Raw genomic sequence first — 16,137 nt, 5'->3', positions numbered from 1 at the left:
ACACGCCGGCGGCTCGCCGTCCGAAACCTCGCGCGGCCGGACGGACGGAAGATTTATTCGAGAAAGCCGACTGTTCTCCGACAGTGATCTCGAATGCGTCCCACACGCTGTAATGCGATCGGAATCGCCCCGCGGTTCCGACGAGCGTCCGTCCGCGTCCGGCCTCCGGCGGCGGGCGCTCGATCGGCCGCCGGTTCGATCGATAGCCGCCACGACCGGCCGTTCGGGCGGCCCGATCGAATGGGCCGATGACGCGACCGGACGCGGACGGCGCGACGGACGAGTATCGACGGTCGATCGCGCTCGACGGGCGATGGGAGTTCCTCGCGGACCCGGACCGGAGCGGACGCTCCCAGCGGTGGTTCGAGCCGTCGGCCGCCTGGCCGGATCGGGCGGAGACGGTCGACGTCCCGCGAGCGTGGCAGGAGGACCGGGCCCACCGCGAGTACACCGGCACGGCGTGGTACCGCCGGTCGATCGCCCTCGACGGCGGCGTGCCGGGAGGAAAGCGGGCCGCTCTCGTCTTCGACGCCGTCGACTACGAGGCGACCGTGTGGGTAAACGGCGAGCGCGTCGGCGAGAACCGCGGCGGCTATCTGCCGTTCGAACTGGACGTCACCGGCGCGCTCGTCGACGGCGAGAACGTGATCGTCGTCGCGGTCACCGATCCCGAGGACCTCGCCGAGATCCCCCACGGAAAGCAGGGCGACCCCTGGTACACCCGGGTGTCCGGTATCTGGCAGTCGGTTCGCCTGATGTTTCGCCCGGAGACCAGGATCGTCGACGCCCCCGTCACGCCCGACCTCGATCGGGATCGGGCGGTCGTCGACCTCGAGTACGAGACGGGACCGGCGGACGTCGCGTCGCTACGTGCGACCGTCCGGGCGAGTGCCACGAATCGCGAAACGACCGCTACCGTCGCGCTGGCCGAGGGGTCGACCGCCGTTCTCGACTTCGACGATCCGGCGTACTGGTCGCCCGACGACCCCGCGCTGTACGATCTCACCGTGGTCCTCGAACGCGACGGGACCGCCGTCGATCGGTACGAGGACTACTTCGGGATGCGACGTTTCGACACCGAGGACGGGCGATTCCTGCTCAACGGAGACCCGATCACGCTCAGGGGCATCCTCGAACAGGGGTACTACCCCGAGACGTTCTATCGACCGCCGGACGAGAAGACGTTCGACGAAGAGATCGAACTGGCCGCGGATCTCGGCTTCAACCTCATCCGGAAACACGTCAAGCCGGCCCACCCGGACTTCCTCGAGCGCGCCGATCGGAAGGGGATGCTGGTGTGGCAGGAGCCCGCGAACCCGATGCGCTATACGGACCGATCGCGCACGGAAATACAGTCACAACTCGACCGACTGATCGAACGCGACTACAACCGCCCGAGCGTCGTCATCTGGTCGCTGTACAACGAGGAGTGGGGAATCGGCCACCACGACGCCGACGAGACGCTCTGGACGGACGTGGAGAAACAGCGGTTCCTGGCGGACTTCTACGCGTCGACTCGCGAGCGCGATCCGACGCGAGTCGTCTGTGACAACTCCGGGTGGGCACACGTCGCGACCGATATCAACGATTACCACCGCTACTCCGTGAGTCCCGACCAGGCCGATAGCTGGGAGAACGACCTCGACCACATCCGTCACTATCCGCGGGACAATTACGCCACGACCGAGTACGACGACCCCGACGCCCCGATCGTCGTCTCGGAGTTCGGGACGTGGGGGTTGAGCGACGTCGACGCGCTGCGCGAGCAGTACGACGGCGACCCCCACTGGTTCGATCACGACTTCCTCGTCGAGACGCTCAAGAAACCGGCCGGCGTCGACGAGCGATTCCGGCGGACGACGCTCCCCGACGTCTTCGACGACTACGCCGATCTGGCCGCGTCGTGGCAGGAGCGGGAGTTCACATCCGTCAAACACCTGATCGAGGCGATGCGCGTCCGATCAGACGTCTCGGGGTACGTGCTGACGGAACTGTCCGACATCGAGTGGGAGTTCAACGGACTCGCCGACTACCACCGGGAGCCGAAATCCTTCGCTTCGCGCTTCTCAGCGGTCAACGGACCGATCACCGTCGCCGCCTCGCCCGAACCCCGCGCCGCGTGGACCGGCGGGTCGATCGAGGTGTCGTTCACCGTCGTCAACGATACCGCCCGCCCGTTCTCGGGGACCCTCGAGTGGAGCCTCGACCAGCACCAGGGGAGCGAGCCGATCGACGTCGACCCACACGACACGGCGGCCGTCGAAACGACGGTCGAGACCCCGTCGGCGCTCGGGCCCGACGAGGAAGCCCGGACGGCGGACCTGGCCGCGACCGTCTCCGACGGGGCGCGCACGGTCTCGACGAGGGAACCGATCACAGTCGTCGACGACGACCGCCGCACGCCGGCGGCGGTGACGGTGTACGCGGAGGGCGCGTTCGCCTCTCGACTCGCGGCGGAAGGCGTCGACGTCACCCACACCCTCTCCGACGACGTCGACGTCGCCGTCACGACCGAGATCACGAGTCGGATCGACAGGTTCGCCTCCGACGGCGGCGCGGTCGTCCACGTTCCCGACCGGAGCGGCGAGATGCGGACCGGCGGTCCCTTCACCTACCGATCGCTTCCGCAGGCGGAAAGCTGGAACATCGCCGCGGGCTTCTACTACCAGAACTCGCCGTTGCTCGCGGATCTCTGTCCCGCTCGCCACCTCGGCTGGGAGTTCGCCGACCTCTATCCCAGGGCCGTCGCGACGGACCTGAACCCGTCGGTCGATCGCGTGCACGTCGGCTACGTCGAAGGGTGGATCGCCAACTGGAGCAGCCCTTTCGTTATCCGCGGATACGGCAGCGGGTCGATGACGGCGCTGACCTTCGACGTCTGCGATCGCTACGGCTCCCACCCGGTCGCGACCGTCGTCTGCGATCGCCTCCTCGGGTTGCTGTCGCAGAACCCCTAGGTCCGGGTTCCCAGCGAACTCGGCTCCGAACCCGCCCGAATTCATCAGTCACCTGTCCGTTCGGTGAAACGGTGCGCCGGTTTTCGCCGGAAAAAGGGCACGGATCGAAACCGCGACGGAATTGGTGGTTCGCTCCGCCGGTACCGAGGGCACCGTCGCGATCGCGGCGGTAACCATGTTTCGGCGATCGCCGGATCGGTACTCCTGAAACAGTTCACTAGATTAGATATACCTCGTTTTATCTATTTAATGAGATGTTCAATAGCGTTTCGATTTCTATGTGTTTCGTACCGAAATCGGAGCCGTGATCGTGTAGTGCAGCGTTGTGCCACGGTGCTGAATCGATGAGAAATACGGCGTCATCGACATGACACTTCTCTTATAGTTCGCGACGAAACATCGAGTATGTGCTGGTGTTCACGTCGGAGAGGGCTGGAAATGGCGAAATTCGTTCGTTTCCGGAGCGATAGCGGCGTACAGCCGGTCGCGCTGATCATCGAGTTGGATCACCGGTTCGTCGAGCGAAAGGTGATCCGGCTGCCTTCCATCTGTCGGCTGTTGATCGGCTTTCTGGATCAATTGGGCACGGTCGATCGCGTCCGATCGACACCAAATCTCTCTAAGTCAGAAACAGTATACGAAAATGATAGTATTGTATGGATCTGGATACTCAATCGCGTCAGTTTGCGCGGTGCCTCCTCTCGCTCCACCAATTTACTCGAATGTCGCTGCCGGAACCGGTGAGGCGGCTGAATCCCGGCATGGTCGCCTAGAAGCCACAGTGTCGCTGCCGCCATCACGTTATGTGGTACCTATTACCATACAAGGTGCGTACGTCCGACTATGGAGCTACTACCACTCCAAACCGTCCCGGCAGTCGAACCGATCACCATCGTCGCGATGCTCGTCCTCGGACTGGCGCTCCTCACGATCTGGTCGCTGGTCGAGATCGTCGACGCCTACGAGCGGGAGGCGCTCACCGTGTTCGGGGAGTACCGCACCATCCTCGAGCCGGGGATCAACTTCGTCCCGCCCTTCGTCAACAAAACCTACACGTTCGATATGCGCACCCAGACGATCGACGTCCCGCGCCAGGAGGCGATCACGCGGGACAACTCGCCGGTGACGGCGGATGCGGTCGTCTACATCCGCGTGATGGACGCCAAGCGGGCGTTCCTCGAGGTCGAGCACTACCACAACGCCGTCTCGAACCTCGCGCAAACGACGCTGCGCGCCGTGCTCGGCGACATGGAACTCGACGACACGCTGAACAAGCGCGAGCAGATCAACGCGAAGATTCGCGCGGAACTCGACGAGCCCACCGACGAGTGGGGGATCCGCGTCGAGAGCGTCGAGGTCCGCGAGGTCAACCCCTCGGCGGACGTCCAGCAGGCGATGGAGCAACAGACCGCCGCCGAGCGCAAGCGCCGGGCGATGATCCTCGAAGCCCAGGGTGAGCGGCGCTCCGCGATCGAGCGCGCCGACGGCGACAAACAATCCGCCATCATCCGCGCTCAGGGCGAGAAACGGAGCCAGATCCTCGAAGCCCAGGGCGACGCGATCGCGACCGTGCTCCGGGCGCGGGCGGCCGAGGCGATGGGCGAACGCGCCGTGATCGACGAAGGCCTGACCACGCTCGCCGAGATCGGCCGGAGCGAGTCGACCACGTTCGTCCTCCCCCAGGAACTCACCACGATGCTCGGCCGGTACGGGAAGCACCTCACCGGCAGTGACGTCGCCGAACAGGACGGTGACCTCGAGAGCCGCATGTTCGACGCGGAGACGCGTGACCTGCTCGGCCTCGACGAGATCAGCGAGATCGTCGGCGAGATCGACGCCACGATGGACCTCGACGCGCTGGAGCGGGAGGTACCGGTCGAGACGGACGGCGTCGAGGCCGCGGCCCGTGCGGACGCCGACGCGGGCGCGGCGGGCCCGGAGTCCAAGGCGGAGTAACGCGGCCCACCGCGGGCTGCTCGAACGCCCGCACGCCCGCCGTCGTGGTGGCGCCCGACGTTGTGACCGGGCCTCCGACCAGCGCGATCGGCGAGCCGATCGGCTGTCGCGGCGCTGGTGAATCGGCTCCCACGGCCCGTCGCCGTCCGGTCGCTGGGGGCGGGAGTTGAACACGTCTGCAATTCGTTCATTACTGGCACGCCACTACTGCTGGCAATCGCAATCGTATGAGCACGTCCGCCGACCTCTTCGACGCGATCGCGCCCGCCGACAGCGTCCGATGGGGACCAGCAGATCGATCTAAACGATTCGCTCTCTTCTCGAAAAGTGGGTTCACCGGCGGCCTCGCTGACGACCTCGACGACAACCGGTCGCTTTTCGACGCCGACGATCTCGACCAGGTTTTTTCAGGAACGTAAACGACTGCCACTCGTAGTCACCTTGTGATACGATCACCCAGCCAGGCGGTGATTTCCGGGAGGTCGCCGCCGATCGCCCGGCCACAGTCGGGGAGTTCATTCTCCCACATCGTTGCTCTCTCCCCAAGACAGCCCCGCACGCCTGTGCTCACAGCCGGGCATTCTGAGTCAGTGAATGCACATGGAGTGGGATGCCCTCTAGTACCGCCTTCCACGGAAACAGCCAGATAGCTACGTGGCGAACTGAATTGAACACTTTAACCCGTATTATCCTTAGAAGGTGGCGTATTAGAACCTTCTAAGGAATAGACTTTTAATCGTCCCCGACGAACGAGCGCATATGAGTTCATCAAGTGGCCGAAAGCCTCGCGAAAGCGACGAGGATATCCTCTCCGTGCTCCGAAGTGCTGAGGACCCCGTTCTCTCGACCGCAGAGATCGCTGAACAGCTGACGATCAAACGCCGATCGACACTGGATCGCCTCCGCTCGCTCGAGGAGCACGACCTCGTCGAGAGCAAGCAGATCGGCGGCCGAAACACCGTCTGGTGGCTCTCCGCGAGGGGGCAGACCGGCGCGGCGATCCCGAGCGATGACCCGTTCTTCTCGGCGGGAGCGCTGTTCGGATCCGAGGACCCAGTCGACGAGGACGAGATCGACGACGTCGTCTATGGCGATATTGAGGGCTGACGCGTGTCTGGCCCCGGAACAACGCCACTGTTCGTCGACACGGGCGCGTTTTACGCCCGGTATGACGAGAGCGCGTCACGACACGAACAGGCGAGTGCCGTCTTAGATGCGATCGCCACTGGCACTGTCGGATTTCGACCGCTGTTCACGACGACGCACGTCCTCGCCGAACTCGGGACGCTCCTCATGCGCAAGCGAAGCCACAGCGTGGCCGTGCGTGGACTCAGCCGGATTCGCGACTCCCCGGCGTTCACGGTGGTGCATCCGACCGAAGACGAGTTCGATCGCGCGTGCCAGCAATTCGAACGGTACGACGACCAACAGATCACGCTGGTCGATCACCTCACCGCGGCGCTCGCAGACGAGCGCGGCGTTGCGCATGTCTTTGCCTTCGATAGCGACTTTCGAACGCTTGGATGTACGCTCGTCCCCGAGGATATCCGCCTCCCCGACCCGGCCGATACCTAATCTGACACTGATCGTCCGGCGGGAGGCGGAACCGACGCCAAGTGCGGCGTTCGCGACCGGCTATCTTTCTTCGAGGAGAGAGCCTCCGCCGTTTACGACGGGGAGGATGTCACTCGTCGCATCTGGCGACCGACGCCGTCGCGCTTTGCCGGAGACCAGTCACGCGAGTAGGCGCTGGCCGATCGGTTCCCCTGGCGGCATTGCTCGAACCGAGCGGGAGCCGACCCTGAGGGTTCTGGTATCGCCAGGGTGGCCCCGCCGGTGTCCGTGGCCACCGCACTCGCGGCCCGATGCGAGGGCCCCCGCGTCGGCTAACGGGAGCGTGGCCACGGAGTCGGTGACGGGTTTTCCGCCACGCCGGTTCGGTGGCGTCCCCGATTCTGGCCGGGACAGAGCGTGTGTCTTAGCTGTGGATCCCCAGCGCATCGATCTGTTCCTGGTATCGGTTGCGAATGGTGACTTCAGTCACCTGAGCCACGTCGGCGACCTCCCGCTGGGTCTTTTTCTCGTTGCACAGGAGCGCACTCGCGTAGATTGCAGCCGCAGCGTAGCCGGTCGGCGATTTTCCCGATAACAGGCCCTTTTCGGCGGTGGTGTCGATGATCTCGGTGGCCTTCAGCTGGACTTCGTCGGACAGCTCGAGTTCGGAACAGAAGCGAGGGACGTACTGTTTCGGATCGACGGGCTGCATCTCGAGGCCGAGTTCCTGTGAGATATAGCGGTAGGTGCGGCCAATTTCCATCCGATCGACGCGGGAGACGGCCGCGACCTCGTCCAGTGACCGCGGAATGCCTTCCATCCGGCAGGCCGCATACAGCGTGCTCGTGGCGACGCCCTCGATCGAGCGCCCGCGGATGAGATCCTCGTCGAGCGTGCGCCGGTACAGGACGCTCGCAACCTCCCGGACGGACCGGGGGATCCCCAGGGCGGAGGCCATCCGATCGGTCTCGGACAGGGCAAACTGGAGGTTTCGTTCCCCCGCGTCCTTTGTCCGGATCCGCTCTTGCCATTTCCGCAGCCGATTCATCTGACTCTTCTTCTCTGCGGAGAGGGACCGCCCATAGGCATCCGTGTTCTTCCAGTCGATGGTGGTGGTCAACCCCTTATCGTGCATCGTCTGGGTCGTCGGCGCACCAACGCGTGATTTATTGTCACGTTCGGCCGCGTTGAACGCCCGCCACTCCGGCCCGCGATCGATCGCCTCCTCTTCGAGGATCAGGCCGCAGTCCTCACAACTCACTTCGCTCTCGTCGGCGCTTCGAACGAGCGTACTCGACTCGCATTCGGGACAGGACAGACCGCCGTCGTGCTCATCGGTTTCGTGCTCCGTCTGATCGTCATGCACTTTCTGGCGAGTCGAGCGCTTCATCAGTTCCTTGTGAGAAGGGCCCGAGACGGTTAAGCACTGGGTGTGAACCGCGTGACGGGCGGCACCAGCAGGCCGGGGCCGAGTGCGCACGGCGCGACGTGCTTGGCGACGGCGGTGGCCGACCCCAGGCGCGTCGTCGTCGGGGTACGGTCCGGCGGCGTCAGGCTCGCGTGGACGCCGCCGCGGGGCTGTGGTCTTCTCGCGGTGGTGCATCGTCCCCGTCGCGGCCAGTCCGGTCAGTCGGTCCACATACTGGGCGCCACGCCGAGGCGCTGGACGAGCGGCCGGTACACAAAGACGACACCGACGATGAGCACGAACTCGCCCCAGAAGCCCAGGTCACCGACGAGCGCCCGCACGAGCCCGATCACGAGAAAGACCAGAAGCAACATCGCGACGTAGTGTGGCGCGAGCTCGCTGAGGCGGTCCGTGTCCATACGGGTCGTTCGACGCGGACCATCAAAAATAGCGATGTCCGTGCCACCCCCAGACGCTGGCCACTGTGGTCGGGGGACCACTCCCCCGGTCGACGAGAGGGGCCCTCCCGTGACACCAGAGCACTCCGTGTTCGCGATCGATCGTCCCTCGATAGTCTGCCACACGACGGGTGAGACCGGCGTCGTGGTGTGTGACCACTGCAACGAGGCGCGTCCGGTGCACCTCCGGGGAGACGGGACTGTCCAACCGGTGCGGCGGGGTGCCACAGCAGCGGGCTGGCGTCGGCCAGCGTCTGCGAGCGACCCGTTCGCCGGCTACGAGCCGATGAGCAGGTCATCGGACTCGGTCTCGGAATCCGCGATCGCCTCGTCGACCTCCTGCTGGGTCGCTTCCTCGACCGGCGTTTCGTCCTGCTCGCTCATCCTATTCGCCCCATTCGTGTAGCTTATATTAAAAGATTGTGCGTCCGACACGTATGGTGGGAGGACCGGGGAGCGATGGGCGCGTCGCCGCCGGTGGCAGACCGCGGCAGACCGGTCAGTTCCGGAATGACCCCCCTCAAACGCGATTCGTATGGGTAGTGGCCGTCAGCTAGTGCAGCAGGTGCGTGTACGAAGCGGATTTTCGAGGCCACCAGACACCGGTGAACTGTGGCTCGATGCGGACGGCGCCGTCGTGTTCGATCGCAATGCGGCCGCGGAGGTGATCGAATTCACCAGTCCGGCCTGGCCGTATCCGCTCAACCTCGTGTATTCGACCGTTCCTAGGGGTATGGACTGGTGGCTCGTGGACCCACCCACGCGAGAACTCGGTGTACATCGGTAGGGTGAACCGTCGGCAGCGTCGAACCCGTGTCCAGACACGAAACGGCAGACCGGGAGTCGATCCACGACCCGTAGCCGATCACGTGATCGTCACGACGAGCTCCGTGGGAATGAACTCGTTGTCGATTTCGACAGTGTACTCCCTTTTTCGAGCGACGATGAGCAGCGCCGTCGCCTCGGGCGACATAATGAGATCGATCACGTTGTCCTCGTGCCGGTGCCGATCGTGGTACTCGAGCAGCACTTCGATTCCCCGTTCGAGTAGCTCGGCGTCGCCAGTATTGATCCCGCGGGCAAAGTCGATGATCGCCTGGCCGTGCAGTCGGTTGACGGCTGTTTTCCCCTCGTTGATCGCCTCAAGTTCCTCGAGGGCCCCCTGCGCGACGCGGTTTACCACCGCATCGGCGAGACAGCGTGCGAAAACGTACGTATCGCGGTCGAACACGATATCGCCCTCGACGTCCTTTACCCCGTAAGTGGGATCGAGGTCGCGGATCGCCGCCGCGATCTCCCGAGGCGATGGGTCCGCACCAGCACACGCCGAGGCGGACAGCGCCTCGACGAGCGTCACCGGCACGCGGCGATAGGAGGTCGCGAACGGGGGCCGCTCCAGGGCGGCCTCTGCCGCCCGCTGATACGCCCGCGCGGCCTGCCCAAACCACTCTCGAGCCGCGGCGATGTCGCCTTCGTAACTCGCGCAGATCGCCACCTTTTCGCACTTCATCCCGACACTGCGATAGGACGATGGGACCTTGTGTGCGACGACGCCACCCGCCTCCAGCCGCTCCAGGCGCTCGTTGACCCGATCGGGGGTCGAGGTCAGAATGGCGCGAACTCGGTCACGCTGGCTGTCTGTGAGGTCCGTCATGATCGGTTTCGCCCGCTTGCAGTTCGCCGGTAGTGGCGCTGTCGACGCCGACGTCGGGGCTGCTGATCCGATTGCCAGTGCTGGGGGTGTCCGACGGGTTCGATGGCTCGCCCCTTCAACGTCTTGGCCGACCGCGTCTTCGGGGCCAACAGCGGTCGAATCGACGGTTGTGTGCACTGTCACACCCTGAGCGAGGTTAGTTCCTGCACAGCGCGTCATCGAAGCAAAAAGCCCAACCTCACGGAGTGAACGTCGAACGCCGTGAGCAAGTAGGGTGGAATAGTTTACTCCGGGATGGTCGAGAAAGAGGCGCAGTTTCGCGCTAAATTCGGTCACCTGGGAGGCGTGAGACGTACCGCGGCCTTCGATCTCCCGTCGCTCGGACAGTCCCCGTTCTTCGCCTTCCTGCAGACGGATCGTATCCGGTCGAATGGATTGGCAGGAGAGGGCGGCGTTCCGCAACGTCACCGTTACTCCTCTCTGTCACCTTTCCACGTGACGGTACGACCCCACGTCGTCGCTTTGCCCCAGAGCCCAGACCGCATGCACTCTAACTCGACGATCTGGGAGTTGTCGACGAAGAGGTTGATCTCGGGCCCGAAGTTCTTGATGTACCACTCGAACATCTCCGGGCCGGGCGCCTCGAAGACGAGGTTCTCGATGCCGAGTTCGTTCGCGATCTGGTAGGCCACGTCAGTTCGCCATTCGGTGACCTCCTCGGTGATGCCCTCTGCTTCGACCATCAACAGCTCCGCACCCGCCTCCAGGTGCCGTCGTCCCTCCGCGATCGCCTGCTCTGGGTCCTGCTGGCCCTGTTCCTCCAGGACCTCGGGGTCGGTCGCACCCCCCGCGCCGAACTGGACGTTGATCTCCGGTTTGGGATCCACTTCGTAGTCTTCGGCGACGATCTCCGTCATCCGCACCATGTCGTCGGTGCTGATGGCGAGAAAGCCGCTCGACAACTCGACGATGTCGAATCCCAACCGTTCGGCCTCCTCGAAGTACCGCTCGACCTTGTCGTTGTCCCGAATGAGTACGTTTTCAACGTACCCGCCCGTCGACACCTTGACGTCGTATTCGTGGCAGATGTCGATCAACTCCGTGACTGCCTCCTCGGGCATCAACGCGAAGGACCCGCCGCTGAACTTGTAGATGTCGACGTACTGCCCCATCGTCTCGAGAATGTCCCGGAGTTCGCGCGGCCCCATCGGGTCGTAATACGGCCCCCTGATCTCCGTGATTCCCGTCTCTCGGGGTTTCTCCTCGCGCTCGTTGTGGTGTAGGAACTCGAAAGTGCGCTCGACCATGGTACGGATGATGCTTCGCTCGCGTCACACTTAGTCAACGGGGCACCCGACCAGCTGAGAGTGTCCAGATGTGGACTGACGAATCGCCGTCAGTTACGCCAGGAGAGCGACGAGGTCACCGACATCGTGCGATTCGACCGCCCTTACGACCTCGATCAGGGCATCGCGGCGATCGTCGCCGAACCGCGTGCCGGCGGTATCGTGGAACTTCTGTTCGATCTGGTCCCAGTCCATCGGGTTCGTGGGATGGCCCTCGAAGGCGTCTTTTTCGACGACGTGCGTCGTCCCGTCCGCGAGTTCGACCGTCACGCGGGCGGGCATCTCCCCCGCCTCGAACCGTTCGGTGAAGGAATCGTTCTCCTCGACGGTGACGCGGCGGAGAAGATCCTGCACGTCGTCACGGGTGATGCGGTCTGGTTCGTACTGGGCGTTCCCCATCTCCCGATCGAGGAGCGCTGCCGCCAACATGTACGGCAGTGAATGGTCTGCCTGGGCTTTCCGTTCGACGGTGTGTCGGTCTCCTTCACCGCCTCCGATGATGAGTTTCGCGCCGGCGAACGTCTCCAGGTCGATGAGGTCGACCGTGCTGCCGTCGAGATCCTCTCGCTGGGTCAGTTCGATGACGGCCTCGACGGCCGACTGGGCATACGTCTCCGCGACGTACCGCTTTGTCATGACGTCGTGGACTCTCGTACACCCTGGGTCGAGGTCGAGGTCGAACTCGCCGCTGATCACCTGCTTCCAGCCTTTCTGGCCCTCGAAGAGGTTCTGGGGGCCTTCCATACCGTCGCTCGCCAGCAGGGCGGCATAGACGGCGTTGCGTGCGGCGTTCGCCGACGCGATGCCCTTCCACTCGTTGATGCCGCCCGTGCGGGTCACGCGAAGGGCGTTGTGGGCGGTCCCGGCGATACCGATGGCGTCTCTCGTCGTCTCGACATCGAGGTCGAGGAGCGTCGCGACGCCACAGGTCGCCGAGATGACCGTGTGAGTCACGTGGTCCCAGCCCTTGTCTCGGACCGGTGCGTTCCAGGCGAGTTCCCCTTGGACTTCGTAGGCGGCGCCCACGCCTTCTAGCAACTCCTCGCCAGACGCGCCGACGTATTCACCCGCGGCGATGACAGCCCCGATGTTGTCGCTGGGGTGGGGCGTCTCTCCGGGCGCGAGGAACGAATCCATGAAGTCGAGATACCGCGTCAGGGCCGTGTTGTGCATCGCTGCCCCGACCGGCGAAGCGGTCTCGTCGCGTCCCCACAGCGTGCACCCGTCACCAGAATTCGCCCGCTGGACGGTCTGGTGGACGCTGTCCACCGGCTCCGCCCCAAGTGCGTTGATTCCGATGCCGACCGAGTCGAGAATCCGTTTTTTCAGCTCCTCGCGCGTGTCGGTGGAGAAGTCGTCGACCGAGGCGTCCTGTACGAATCGGGCCAGTTCTTCGGTCGTCGTCATGCATTCAGGTACGGTCGCGCCGTGGAAATCCTTTGCCCGGAGGCGACGAGGACAGCTGCGGTCCGCAGAACGCGTGTCCATCGCCGAGAGCGCCGGCGCGTAAGGCTCGGTGACGATCGGACACGGGCCCGGTCTGGGTTCCCCGCGGCCGACCCCGTGCCGACCGCAAGGACAACGCCGTCCCCTGCGGCCCTCTCAGTCGGCCGATGCCGTCTCGGCGAGCCCACTACGGCGCCAGCGGGCGAGCCCCCACGCGAGCGCCGCCCCAACCCCGCGACGAGGGTCGGCCAGCGATCGCTGCTGTGGTAGCGGGTCGCGCCTGGGACGTGGGTGAGCTGACCCGGCAGTACTGTTCATCTCGCACCGATGCCGGTCGATTCGACGGTGGGGTCTTCCGTAGAGGCGTCCGGCTCGCTCGCTGGGCGCGTGGCGTCGTTTCGGGGCGACCGCTGGCGCCCGCGGAGTACAGGTGGGGTCGCGCGCGGGACGAACAGGCGAGTCGCGTCCGCTCGAACCGCCACCGCCGGAAGAACCAGCCGAGCGCGAGACACCCACCGAGGGTGGACGGTGCCGACGAGACCGCACGGTGATCGCAGTGCGCCGAGACCAGGGTCTCACGCCGATCGTACACATGATACCGATCTGGTGTGATGCGACCGGCGCAAAGCAGGATCGTGACGGCTCGCAGAGCCAAACGCGTGTGGAAACGGGGATGGCCCACTGACGGATCGTCCCACGCCCCGAGCCCTAGCCCGAGTAGACCCGCGATCCATGGCTGTGGTGATACGCTCTTTGCTGGCACGCCACTACCCCCGGCAGCGATCGTATGAGTAAGTACGACGACCTAGTTTGGGAGCTTGGCGTGGATGAACGTTTGGGACACGAGGGCGGATTACGTTTCTAAAGGGGCCGGGAGAAGCTCGCTCTGTACAATAGGTTCGGGCAGTGCGGCGGTCCGCGACATCAACGACGATGTCTTCTACGGACGGTGGGCGGTTCCCTTTCGCGGAACACACGGAGAAACGGTGAGCACCTCGAACGCCGTACTGGGCGACAGGAGATTGATCCCGAAGCCGGTGAAAGACGGGTTGCATGAAAGAGACCACGATGTATTTTATTAGTGTAGCCTCTCTTTCGACAATACGAGTCGGTAGTAATGGTGGGAGACTCTAATTCGCTGGCAGCCGAACGGGTGACAGAACTACTCAATGAGCGTGCGGAAGCGGACGTCATCGAACACCTCGAACAGCTCGAAACGGCCAGTATTGAGGACCGAAAAACCGTATTACAGGCGCTACGACGGCTCGCAGACGAACAGCCGCGTCTTTTCGAATCGGTTCTTGACACGCTCACGCCATTTCTCACCGACGAGGAGCGCTCGATCCGCCTTACGACCACCAAACTGTTCGTCGGTGTCGCGAAGGCCGAACCGGATGCTGGCGTGTCTGTGGTCCCTCCACTTGCTGATCGGCTTGCCGACGAAGACGAGTTCTATTACGTCCGCGCCCGGGCAGCAGAAGCGCTCGGATACGTTGCGCTCGAACACCCCGACGACGTGGCCTCACCCGAGTTACTGGCCGACCTGCGAATTGGGCTGTCGTTCGACGAGCCGGAGGTCAGAGAGAAGTTGGCGAAAGCGTTGGAGTACGTCGCGCTGGGGAATCCCGTCCGACTTCGGCACCAGGTGTCGAGTCTGGCAGAGCATCTCGACGACGAAAACGAACTCGTTCGATACCATTTGACGACGGCGTTGGTGGCCCTCGGCTGTGAGTCCCCGGGAAAGCTCGCCGACGCCGGCAACGCGCTGGCGACCCGATTGGGAGACGAGGAGGAGAGCCTGTATACACGCGGTCGGGCTGCGGAGGCGCTCGGTCTGCTCGCACGCGCCGAGTCGGACGCGGTCTCTGCGGACAGTGTACCCAGGGAAGATGACGAGGAGGAGTCGTTCGTGATCGAACGGGTACGCTTCGCGCGACAGGCGCTTGCAGGAGAGGAGTCGGACGAAACGACACCCGACGATATTGGGACTGTCGAAGGGGTTCGCCGGACGACCGAGGACGCCGTCTCGGAGATCACCGCACCGAACGGGGGAGGCAAGTGTCCGCACTGCGGGCTTGCGTCACCGGAAAATGGTCCGCCAATGTGTCCGCGGTGTGGTACGCCGCACTGAACGCGAGGTTTTAGGCTCGCCTAATAATCGAAATCCTTTTACTCGTTTAGGCGAGCCTAAATCCCATGAAACGCGGGTCAACGCGGCACGAGGCACCGACGCGGCGAGACTACATGAGATACGGCGGTGCGGTCGTCGCCGGTGGAATGCTCGCTGGGTGTACTGGAGATCGTGAGACCGAAGACGAAACCACGACCGATTCATCGTCTTCAGTGACGATGGAGCCGGCCGGGGCGGTTACATTCGATTCAGTTCCTGAACAGTGGATGGCGTACTTCAGCACGTACGGCGACATGGCCATCGCCCTCGGCCAACTCGATGGTCTCGAAGGGCTCATTTTCACCGAGAACTGGCCGCTTTCCTTCTACGATGCAGTACCCGGTGTCGAGGTCACCTTCGACGACGTCCCTCAACTCATGGGCGAGGCAGGGATCGATAAAGAAGCGGTCTACGAGATGGACTGCGACGTCCACTTGTTCGATCCGAACTTCGTACAGATTCTCGATGATTCGTGGAGCGACGAGGACTTCGCAGAGATCGCCGAGAACGTCGGACCGATCGTCGGGAACAGTATCCGGCGACGAGGTGATGACTGGCACGACTACCGGTACTACTCGCTGTACGAAGCCTTCGAGAAAATCGCCGACGTATTCCAGGAGCGCGAGCGCTACGAAGCCCTCGCGGACGTCCACGATAACTTGCTTGCGGAGATCGAATCGAACCTCCCGCCGGAAGAAGAGCGACCGACCGTCGGGTTACTATCAATTAATTCTGACTTCGAGGGCGGGGCGTTCTACGCGTATCCGGTCCACGATGGAAACGGACATAAACAGTACCGCGATCTCGGGATGCGCGGAGCGTTCGACGATGTCATCGACGGGAGCTACGCCGAGTGGGACTACGAGCAGCTTCTGGAGGTTGATCCGGACGTACTGTTGTTCCAGTACGGTTTCTCGCACGTTTCGACGGACCAATTCGAATCCAGAATGGAAACGCTGCGTGAGGATTCCCTGGGCCAACAGCTGTCGGCCGTACAGAACGATCGCCTCTACCGAGGTGGCACCTCGTACCAGGGACCGGTGATCAACCTATTCCAGACCGAAATCGCGGCGAAGCAGTTCTATCCGACCGTCTTCGGTGAGTGGCACGGTATCGGAGAGACCCATGAAGACGAGCAGCTGTTCGATCACCAGCGGGTCGCCGACGTCATCAACGGAGACATCTGAT

At 63.7% G+C, this 16,137-nt stretch carries 11 protein-coding genes; 6 read left to right on the top strand and 5 right to left on the bottom strand.

Going from position 1 to position 16,137, the window contains the following annotated elements:
- The first annotated feature begins 248 nt into the window (after positions 1-248).
- The 4 genes from AC6I6X_RS11565 to AC6I6X_RS11550 all read left to right on the top strand — a co-directional run bounded on the left by AC6I6X_RS11565 (position 249) and on the right by AC6I6X_RS11550 (position 6,488).
- Positions 249-2,957: a glycoside hydrolase family 2 protein gene (locus AC6I6X_RS11565; protein ID WP_497930664.1), complete on the top strand. Its 2,709-nt coding sequence runs from the start codon at positions 249-251 to the stop codon at positions 2,955-2,957.
- 843 nt (positions 2,958-3,800) lie between these two features.
- The gene (locus AC6I6X_RS11560) at positions 3,801-4,913 is read left to right on the top strand and encodes an SPFH domain-containing protein (protein ID WP_497930663.1); all 1,113 of its coding nucleotides are present in this window, start codon (positions 3,801-3,803) and stop codon (positions 4,911-4,913) included.
- 759 nt (positions 4,914-5,672) lie between these two features.
- Positions 5,673-6,020, top strand: coding sequence for a winged helix-turn-helix transcriptional regulator (locus AC6I6X_RS11555; protein WP_497930661.1), 348 nt, complete (start codon positions 5,673-5,675; stop codon positions 6,018-6,020).
- A gap of 3 nt (positions 6,021-6,023) precedes the next feature.
- Positions 6,024-6,488 carry a type II toxin-antitoxin system VapC family toxin gene (locus AC6I6X_RS11550; RefSeq protein WP_497930660.1) on the top strand — a complete coding sequence of 155 codons (465 nt, stop codon included), beginning with the start codon at positions 6,024-6,026 and terminating at the stop codon, positions 6,486-6,488.
- Between the two features lie 403 nt (positions 6,489-6,891).
- Here the strand turns inward: AC6I6X_RS11550 and AC6I6X_RS11545 are convergent, their stop codons facing one another.
- The 5 genes from AC6I6X_RS11545 to AC6I6X_RS11525 form a co-directional block, all read right to left on the bottom strand.
- Positions 6,892-7,857: a transcription initiation factor IIB gene (locus AC6I6X_RS11545; RefSeq protein ID WP_497931284.1), complete on the bottom strand. Its 966-nt coding sequence runs from the start codon at positions 7,855-7,857 to the stop codon at positions 6,892-6,894.
- Positions 7,858-8,093: 236 nt separating this feature from the next.
- Entirely contained in the window at positions 8,094-8,294 is a 201-nt protein-coding gene (locus tag AC6I6X_RS11540) for a hypothetical protein (RefSeq protein ID WP_497930659.1), read from the bottom strand.
- Positions 8,295-9,198: 904 nt separating this feature from the next.
- Positions 9,199-10,455, bottom strand: coding sequence for a hypothetical protein (locus AC6I6X_RS11535; protein ID WP_497930658.1), 1,257 nt, complete (start codon positions 10,453-10,455; stop codon positions 9,199-9,201).
- Between the two features lie 2 nt (positions 10,456-10,457).
- The gene (locus AC6I6X_RS11530; RefSeq protein WP_497930657.1) at positions 10,458-11,294 is read right to left on the bottom strand and encodes a phosphosulfolactate synthase; all 837 of its coding nucleotides are present in this window, start codon (positions 11,292-11,294) and stop codon (positions 10,458-10,460) included.
- 93 nt (positions 11,295-11,387) lie between these two features.
- Complete coding sequence (locus AC6I6X_RS11525) at positions 11,388-12,740, bottom strand: MmgE/PrpD family protein (RefSeq protein WP_497930656.1); 1,353 nt, start codon at positions 12,738-12,740, stop codon at positions 11,388-11,390.
- A gap of 1,156 nt (positions 12,741-13,896) precedes the next feature.
- Here AC6I6X_RS11525 and AC6I6X_RS11520 point away from each other — a divergent pair.
- Entirely contained in the window at positions 13,897-14,910 is a 1,014-nt protein-coding gene (locus tag AC6I6X_RS11520) for a HEAT repeat domain-containing protein (RefSeq protein WP_497930655.1), read from the top strand.
- Positions 14,911-14,975: 65 nt separating this feature from the next.
- Positions 14,976-16,136: an ABC transporter substrate-binding protein gene (locus AC6I6X_RS11515; RefSeq protein ID WP_497930654.1), complete on the top strand. Its 1,161-nt coding sequence runs from the start codon at positions 14,976-14,978 to the stop codon at positions 16,134-16,136.
- Position 16,137: the final 1 nt, after the last annotated feature.

This window comes from Halosolutus sp. YCN4 (assembly GCF_059736495.1).
Note: the sequence above shows the minus strand (reverse complement) of the source record. Positions and strands in the feature narration are given on the sequence as shown.